Source organism: Alkalihalobacillus bogoriensis ATCC BAA-922 (genome assembly GCF_000621445.1).
GTDB lineage: Bacteria > Bacillota > Bacilli > Bacillales > Bacillaceae_F > Bacillus_AO > Bacillus_AO bogoriense.
Map to the genome: position 1 here is coordinate 1 of NZ_JHYI01000049.1, position 7,945 is coordinate 7,945.

8 protein-coding genes, 1 rRNA gene and 1 riboswitch are annotated in these 7,945 nt (G+C 36.2%); of the genes, 2 read left to right on the forward strand and 7 right to left on the reverse strand.

Annotated features, from left to right (window positions below; all coding sequences use genetic code 11):
- From T323_RS0115605 to T323_RS0115630, 6 genes are all read right to left on the reverse strand, one after another.
- Window positions 1-189: ribosomal RNA gene (locus T323_RS0115605) — 16S ribosomal RNA — on the reverse strand; the annotation flags it as partial.
- Between the two features lie 459 nt (window positions 190-648).
- A complete protein-coding gene (locus tag T323_RS0115610) occupies window positions 649-1,074 on the reverse strand; it encodes a hypothetical protein (RefSeq protein WP_026674100.1) in 426 nt (141 codons plus the stop codon).
- Between the two features lie 18 nt (window positions 1,075-1,092).
- Window positions 1,093-1,890: an energy-coupling factor ABC transporter ATP-binding protein gene (locus tag T323_RS0115615; protein ID WP_026674101.1), complete on the reverse strand. Its 798-nt coding sequence runs from the start codon at window positions 1,888-1,890 to the stop codon at window positions 1,093-1,095.
- Between the two features lies 1 nt (window position 1,891).
- Window positions 1,892-2,650: an energy-coupling factor transporter transmembrane component T family protein gene (locus T323_RS0115620; RefSeq protein WP_026674102.1), complete on the reverse strand. Its 759-nt coding sequence runs from the start codon at window positions 2,648-2,650 to the stop codon at window positions 1,892-1,894.
- Between the two features lie 4 nt (window positions 2,651-2,654).
- Window positions 2,655-3,284 carry a cobalt transporter CbiM gene (gene cbiM, locus T323_RS0115625; RefSeq protein WP_026674103.1) on the reverse strand — a complete coding sequence of 210 codons (630 nt, stop codon included), beginning with the start codon at window positions 3,282-3,284 and terminating at the stop codon, window positions 2,655-2,657.
- A 14-nt stretch (window positions 3,285-3,298) separates the two neighbouring features.
- Window positions 3,299-3,964, reverse strand: a complete 666-nt coding sequence (locus tag T323_RS0115630) for a hypothetical protein (protein ID WP_026674104.1) — start codon at window positions 3,962-3,964, stop codon at window positions 3,299-3,301.
- 224 nt (window positions 3,965-4,188) lie between these two features.
- Window positions 4,189-4,374: riboswitch (cobalamin riboswitch) on the reverse strand.
- 108 nt (window positions 4,375-4,482) lie between these two features.
- Here T323_RS0115630 and T323_RS0115635 point away from each other — a divergent pair.
- Window positions 4,483-4,974, forward strand: a complete 492-nt coding sequence (locus T323_RS0115635; protein WP_026674105.1) for a metallophosphoesterase family protein — start codon at window positions 4,483-4,485, stop codon at window positions 4,972-4,974.
- A gap of 22 nt (window positions 4,975-4,996) precedes the next feature.
- Here T323_RS0115635 and pssA read toward each other — a convergent pair whose 3' ends face one another.
- On the reverse strand, window positions 4,997-5,698 hold the full coding sequence (pssA, locus tag T323_RS0115640) for a CDP-diacylglycerol--serine O-phosphatidyltransferase (protein WP_026674106.1): 702 nt from the start codon (window positions 5,696-5,698) through the stop codon (window positions 4,997-4,999).
- A 247-nt stretch (window positions 5,699-5,945) separates the two neighbouring features.
- Between pssA and T323_RS26925 the strand changes: the two genes are divergently transcribed.
- The gene (locus T323_RS26925) at window positions 5,946-7,619 is read left to right on the forward strand and encodes a methyl-accepting chemotaxis protein (protein WP_051556565.1); all 1,674 of its coding nucleotides are present in this window, start codon (window positions 5,946-5,948) and stop codon (window positions 7,617-7,619) included.
- Window positions 7,620-7,945: the final 326 nt, after the last annotated feature.

Below are 7,945 nucleotides of genomic sequence, written 5' to 3' on the forward strand. Positions count from 1 at the left end.
TCTATTATCCGGTATTAGCACCGATTTCTCGATGTTATCCCAGTCTACAGGGCAGGTTGCCCACGTGTTACTCACCCGTCCGCCGCTAACATCAAAAGAGAACAAGTTCTCTCATGAAGTCCGCTCGACTTGCATGTATTAGGCACGCCGCCAGCGTTCGTCCTGAGCCAGGATCAAACTCTCCATAAAAGTGTTTGATATAGCTCAAAAATAATTCATTTCATTTCATTCGCTTGGCTTTTTTCTGTTCAGTTTTCAAAGAGCTATTTGCGGTGTCAGACACCGGCTGTCAAAAAGCGACAGAATAAAATCATACCACCTTTTCAACATTCATGACAACAACTAATTTTTGGTAAATACCATCAACTGATCGTTGGAATTGTGTTAAAAGTGAGGTTCGCTTGAAGCGACAAAAACTATCTTACCATCATTTCTGTTCTTATTTCAATATCAAATTACTGGAAAAAAACGAGAACGTTTGTAAGATGTTTTCCTTCATTATCGTGTGCCGTTTTTAGCGACAAGAAATAATATAACATTTATTAAAATCTATTACAATAAAATTGTTAACTCCAAATTTTGGGAATTAAATCTAATTTCTCAACAAAAAAAAGAAGCGCATAAAGAACGCCTCGTAAACCTCAATCTTTATCCTATTTCATTGTTCTGCTTTTTTCGAAATGCTTTCCTTTGAAATAACAAAGCAATTCCAATAAGCAAAACAAGAACAACAGAAACAACTAACCATTTGTTTTCAGTAAAAATGGTCGTTTCTCTTTCTTCTCCAACTATCCATTCCACTCTATGCCCAATCCCATCATCTGCTACTAATAAATAGGCACCATCTATATTATCGTAGGAAAAATATCCGTGCTCATCTAATTTCCCTTCTTCAAGTAGTCCTTCATCTTCATCATAAACAGACACAACTGTCCTTGTAGAAAAACTTCCATCCTCATAATGCACTTTAACTACGCCTTGTTCAAGAGGTTCAATTAGCATTTTGTGAGCATAAACATGGCTTCCCATGATAAAAAAAACAATGAATAAACAAACACAAACTTTTTTTGGCATGTCAAACTCCTTATCCTATTACCATACTTTCTCCTTTTTTTGAACATACATTTTCGCTTCTTCAATTGATTTTGGTCGAAATGAAGTATGCTCAAATAGCTGTACTAAAGTTGGAATTGTCAATTTTGCTTTTGTCATCCGTTCACGGTCTTCTAATATTTCAACCGTACCGTGCACAAGCACTTTCCCCGACTGTAGCACGACACACTCATCTGCCCACCCATATACAACATCAACATCATGGGTTGTAACAACAATGGTATGACCTTTATCCGATAAAACTTCCAACAACTTTAGAAACTCTTGTAATGAAATTGGGTCCAAACCTGAAAATGGTTCATCAAACAAAAGGACTTGTGGTTGCATCGCTAGAACACCAGCAATAGCCACTTTTTTCTTTTGACCTAAACTAAGATGGTATGGCATCCGCTCCTGTAGCTCACTAATTTGAAGCAACTTAAGAACGTCATGAACAATAACAGCTACTTCTTCTTCACCTAATCCCTTATTTCGTGGACCAAAAGCGATGTCATCATACACAGTCGGGGCGAACAATTGATTTTCAGGATTATCAAAAACAATCCCAACTGTCTTCCGAATCGATTGCAAATTTTGTTTTGTAACATGTTCCCCGTCTACCGAGACCATTCCTGAATCAGGAAGAAGCAAACCGTTTACATGTTGTAATAATGTTGATTTCCCGCTTCCATTAGCTCCAAGTAATGCAACTTTTTGCTTTGTCAATGTACAGGACAAATTCTCTAAGGCAAGGGCATCGTTGTTATACCGATAAGAAACAGAATCAAATACTATCATGTTATGACACCCCCCACCTATCAATGATCATTAATAAAGAAATAAACAATAAAAACCCAACGGACTTAATCCAATCCATTTTTTGAATTGGCTTAAGTGATGTAGTCGGTATCGTCCCCGAAAAACCACGTGCAGCCATTGCGCGATATAATTTATCTGATTGGTCCACAGATTTCATAAGTATCCCAGCCATAACACTGCTATATATTTTCATTGAAGAAGTTGTAAACGATGCATGAAATAACCTTGATTTTAACGACTTATAAAATAGGACAACCGTATGATGAATCGATTGAACATAATTAATCGTTATCGTTAAAACTGCTACAATAACAGAAGGAACTTTTAACGCTGTTAAGGCCTGCACCAATTTGGAAACAGGTTGAGTTAATATTAATATCATCATCACAAGCAGAGAGCTGGTCGACTTTAACATTAATGTTACAGCAAAAACATATAATTCCTTTTCAATTGGAAATCCTTTTGAAATTAGTATAGGAACCGCTAGCAAGAGTAAAAATGGTAAAAGAAGAACAAGCTTTGAACTTAAAAAACGGACTGAAAACTGCATCGATAATACAATGACAATCATCGAACACAATAAAAATGTAAGAACGAACACATTTTTCAAAAAGACAATGCCAAATGCAACTATAAAACAAGTAACACATTTCGTTCTCGGTTCCCAAGTTGCTCCCCAAGAAAATGAGCTTAACTTTGGGTCAATCGTTTTAATTTCTTCAATAAACGTTGTCGCCATTGTTCTACCATCCTTTTCGTTTTTGCATAGCCATCACAATGTCTGGTTTTATCCTAGCAAGGAATCCAATAATAAACAGAGTAAGGACGGATTCAATTACGAGTAAAGGAATATGTGAAATAAGTAAAATTCGTACAACAGAAACTACTCCTTCACTATAAAACGAACTCGTTGCCGTTAATAAAGCAACTAATAAAAACACAGCTCCAATAACACCGATGCCACCAACTAGAGCAGCACTCACTTTTAATCGGGCTTGTCCACCTTTAGTGAGTGTCTGATATAGGAAAGAACAGAGTAACGCTGGAATGGTTAACATCAATACATTCGCTCCTAGTGTCGTCAACCCTCCATGTTGAAACAATAGTGCTTGCAATAGTAACCCGATAAAAATGGCAAGCGCGCTTCTTCTTCCTAATATTATGCCCATGAGCCCACACAACAAAGGATGAACTGAGCTAGGGCCAACTGGTATACTTATTAAAGATAAAACAAAAAAAGTCGCGGTCATTAAACTCACTTTTGGGATCGTTTCTTCTTTTAGTCCACGGATGGAATGAAAAACAAAGCCTGCTGCGACAATACTCGTTGTCGCAGCAACAGGAAAACTTAACACACCGTCTGCAAGATGCATATTACAACCACTTCCTATTCATCATCATCGTGGTCGTGGTCATGGTCATGGTCGTGACTATGTCCATGACCTTCAAATTCCTTCGAATTTTCAACTTGGATCGTTTCGCCAGCCTCATTTACAATGGATAAATCAAATTCATCAGCAACGTGCTCGGTATATATTTTATAGCTTCCGCTAGTTGTAATTGTAAACGTAAATGACGAGGACCCGTTTGAATTTAAAATGAGGTTATAGCCATATTCACTCATCGCCTCAAACGAACTACCTTGTGTAACATCTTCTACATCCGCTTCTAAAATATGAGCGGCATGGTGATCCAAATCTGTTATATTACTATTTTCCAAAATAAATGCGATAAGCATTGATTCATCCCCAAATTCATTTTCCGGAAGCTCTAATGTATACGTTCCTTCTTTTAATTCGAAGCTACCACTCCATTCATAAGGTAAATCATGGTGATGACCAATTCCTTCTTCTTCTTTTTTCTCATCCTCTTCTTTTACTTCCTCTAAAGGTTGTTCATTTTCTTCCTGTTCAGGCTCTTCATCTACTTCATCATTTGTCACGTCAGGCTGAACTTGTTCAGCTTCTTGGTCTACTTCTTCAGTCGGTTCATTACAAGCCACTAAAGCAACAGCGACAAAACTACTTACGATAATGGGACGAAATTTTTTCATCGTACTCTCCCCTTTTTATGTATTTTTACATAACAATAATAACTATCCGTTTTCAAATCAAACTATGATAGTTGATTTCTACTAGTTCATGAGATATTATCGCTCCCTTCAAATGATATAAAGAAAAACCCTACAAAAAAGAATGTAGGGTTAAAAAACGGCAAAGTTGTAGGCATAATAAAAATAAACTGATGCCGCTTCACATTCTTTCCTCCCGAAGAACAGAAACTAAGGAAGTGTAGGCAGGTCTCCTGACTTGTGCATCATTCTCCATGAATCCTTCCCGTACTTTAGATCGTACAGTGGTTTTCAATCATTTTGTCAGCACTTACAGTTGCGGGGACAGTTCTGGATTTTCACCAGATTCCCTGTTAGGTCTATATTTAGACACCTATACTTCCGCTTAGATTTATTCATTTGGAAATTTCATTTTTAATGATAAAGTGATTGGTAATTTTTTTCAACATCTTTTTTTGTATAATAAAAAGAATAAAACAATCAAATAAAAGGAGACTCTGATGAATATCTTTGTTATTTCCGATACGCATATCCCGAAAAAAGCAAAACAATTACCGGAAGCTTTTATATCCCGTATTGATGAAGCCGATCTCATTATCCATGCTGGGGACTGGCAAACTATGGATGTTTATACTACCTTACAACAATATTGTCCTGTCAAAGGAGTCATTGGAAATGTTGATGGACCAGACATGCACGAACATTTTAACGAAACACTAATAATCCATATCAATGGATTCAACATTGGTGTCGTACATGGACACGGAAAAAAAGGGACAACCGAGCAACGAGCCATTAACGCTTTTCGAGACGAACATGTCGATTGCATTATTTTTGGGCACTCCCACATCCCAGTCCAAAAAAAACTCGACAACATTCTTTTATTTAATCCTGGCTCATTAACGGATAAACGAAGACAGCAGCAATATTCTTATGGAATTCTTACTGTCAATGAAAAAGTAAAAGCGACACATGTCTTTTTTGAAAAATAAAAAAAGCCCGAATCGGACTTTTTTATTCAATATGCTTTTTATTTTTTCCTTTAATAAAACGATAAGCGACAAAAGCAACATACAATGGCGCTGCGATATAGATTAAATATGGGAATTGACTATATGTCCCTTTAAAAATAACATATAACAAACAGCCTAAAAACAGCGTAATAATTGTCCCATACTTTGGTAAAGGTACTTCCTTTAAACTCGGAATTCTAAGTTTACTTACCATCAAAAAACAAAGAGCAGTAAAAATAACGGTTGTTACAATTTGAGGAATCCAGTAGCCAAATAACGTTAATAAAGCTAAAATCCCTCCAGCCGCTGTAATCGGAACACCTGTAAAGTAATGTTTCGATGCGGTTTTCGTACTAATATTAAACCGTGCAAGTCGATAAGCACCGAATAACGGAAATAATCCTGCTACAATAAAACCTAGATTACCAAACTGATGAAAATACGTATAATACACTAAAAACGAAGGTGCAATGCCAAACGTTACAATATCAGCAAGCGAGTCTAATTCTTTCCCTAGTTCAGAGTCAGCATTTAGCATTCTTGCTAACCTTCCATCCATACTGTCTAACATCATCCCTATTAAAATTAAAATTGCAGCATTATTGTATTGACCACTAGCCGCAAACCCTATCGATAAAAACCCACAATATAAATTCCCTAACGTGAACATGTTGGGAATACTTTTTGTCAATCTTAATCTCATATGTTGTAATCACACTCCGTGTCATTCATTTTTCACCTTAACCTTAAAAAATATGTAGTGATTTTCATTACAGTTTATCATTTTTTTTCATGATTAAATAGTAAGTTCTAGAAAAAGGTGGACAAATTTTTCAATAATGGTGCTTTTTTATAAGAAAAATGTCGAAAAAAGTCGAAAATAATGATATACGGCTCCTCACGTATGAGGTACAATAGTTTTACATAAAAACTTTTAAGGAGATAGAATTATGAAAATGTTCCGTAACCTTTCTGTTAAATGGAAATTATCGATTGGATTTGCCCTTGTCATCTCCATCTTTTTACTTGTATTTGCGTTTGTATTTATCCAATTTAATCAAGTAGAGAAAGATTTACAGCAAGTGCAACAAACAGGTCAAAGTGCTGTTTCAGTATCAGAAATTGGCTCTCAATTCCGTTCAAAATATATTCAAGTTTCTGACTTTTTAATTGGTCGCGATTACAGGCAAGAGGTGTATGATGACAGGGATGGACAACTTATTACACTATTAGAAAAAGTTGAACCTGAAATGACGACAGAAGAAATGAAACAACTCCATCATCAAATAAAAGAAAATAATAGCACTTTTAACGAGTTAGTAGCTGCTATTATTCAAACAAACGATGAACAAAAGCTTGAACAGCTTATTCAAACTCGTCGAGAAACAAATGAACTAGTCATTCAACTCGTTCAAATATTAGAACAACAATCTGAACAAATTAGTTTACATGCTAATGAACAAATGGAACAAGCAAAACTTGGTACTTCCATTGCTATGTTCGTCGCACTTTTACTAGGTGTAGCTGTTGTATATTTCTTCAGCCGAGCAACAAGCTCGATTTTAAATACACTTACAAATACTGCTACTGAAATTAGCAACGGTAATTTGCAAGTCGACGATATTGCTGTTCGATCCAAAGATGAGTTTGGAAAGTTAAGTACAGCCATTAATAGCATGAAAGAAAATTTACGGTCGATTTTAGAAAACATCTCAACTTCATCTGAATACGTTGCTGCCACATCTGAACAACTTAGCGCAAGCTCTCAAGAAACAAGTCGTGCTACTGAGGAAATTAGCTTATCAATTCAAGAAGTTGCTAATGGTTCTGATGTTCAAGTAGAAAGTTCAGAGAAAGCTAGTTTGGCAGCAGGTGACATTGCAGAACATCTTCAGCTAATTTCTATGAATATGGAGAATGTTAATTCATCTTCATCTAATACTAGCATCGCTGCTAAAGATGGTGTTGACGTCATTAAAAAAGCATTAAAGCAAATGCAACAAATCGATAGCAACACAGAGCAATCATCGAGCCAAATTAATGAACTAGGCGATAAATCAAAAAAAGTAGGATCAATAATTTCGTTAATTACTGGAATTGCCGAACAAACGAATTTACTAGCGTTAAATGCAGCCATTGAAGCTGCAAGAGCAGGCGAACATGGAAAAGGCTTTGCTGTTGTTGCCGACGAAGTAAGAAAGTTAGCAGAACAAACAGCCCATTCTTCTGGTGAAATTAATCTTTTAATTGATGAAATCCAAGCTGGCATTAAAGATTCGGTACATTCTATTAGTAGTGTCAAAACAGCTGTTCATGACGGCATCCACTATGTAGATCAAGCGAGTGTGACCTTTTCTGATATTGTCACTGCCGTCGAAAACGTTACGACTCAAGTTCATGAAATCGCAACAGCCATTGACACAATTAATTCACAAGCGACGACAATGGTTACTCATATCAATCAAACTACTGAAGTAGCGAAAGAGGCACAAAGCTATTCCCAAAATGTAGCGGCCTCTTCTGAAGAACAATCTGCTTCCATGGTTGAAATCACTTCTTCTGCTCAAAGCCTTGCCAAAATGGCGGAAGAACTTCAAGATGTTGTGCAACGTTTTAAACTGTAAAAAATGAAGAGGCTGGGACAAAACAGTAAATAAAAAATGAGTGGCACTCACCCTGATGAGTTGGGGTGAGTGCCACTCTTTATTTTACATTTTTAGATTTTAGTAATTTTTAGGATTTAAATAAGGATACCATCTGATAAAATTAAAGTAACCACACAATAACTTAACGGAGGTATCCTTATGTTTAAACATTATACCATGAATCAAATCATTTTACCGCTAGATTTAGAAGTAAAACTTCAAGAAAATGATATTGCCTACGCCGTCAATGATCTCGTAGAACAGATTCCCGATGAAGCATTCGCTAGCTTTTTACGTGAAACGGG

Coding starts and splice junctions, on each gene's coding strand:
- T323_RS0115635 (WP_026674105.1), top strand. CDS start 4,483: ATGAATATCTTTGTTATTTCCGATACGCATATCCCGAAAAAAGCAAAA.
- T323_RS0115620 (WP_026674102.1), bottom strand. CDS start 2,650: ATGGCGACAACGTTTATTGAAGAAATTAAAACGATTGACCCAAAGTTA.
- T323_RS0115610 (WP_026674100.1), bottom strand. CDS start 1,074: ATGCCAAAAAAAGTTTGTGTTTGTTTATTCATTGTTTTTTTTATCATG.
- cbiM (WP_026674103.1), bottom strand. CDS start 3,284: ATGCATCTTGCAGACGGTGTGTTAAGTTTTCCTGTTGCTGCGACAACG.
- T323_RS26925 (WP_051556565.1), top strand. CDS start 5,946: ATGAAAATGTTCCGTAACCTTTCTGTTAAATGGAAATTATCGATTGGA.
- T323_RS0115630 (WP_026674104.1), bottom strand. CDS start 3,964: ATGAAAAAATTTCGTCCCATTATCGTAAGTAGTTTTGTCGCTGTTGCT.
- pssA (WP_026674106.1), bottom strand. CDS start 5,698: ATGAGATTAAGATTGACAAAAAGTATTCCCAACATGTTCACGTTAGGG.
- T323_RS0115615 (WP_026674101.1), bottom strand. CDS start 1,890: ATGATAGTATTTGATTCTGTTTCTTATCGGTATAACAACGATGCCCTT.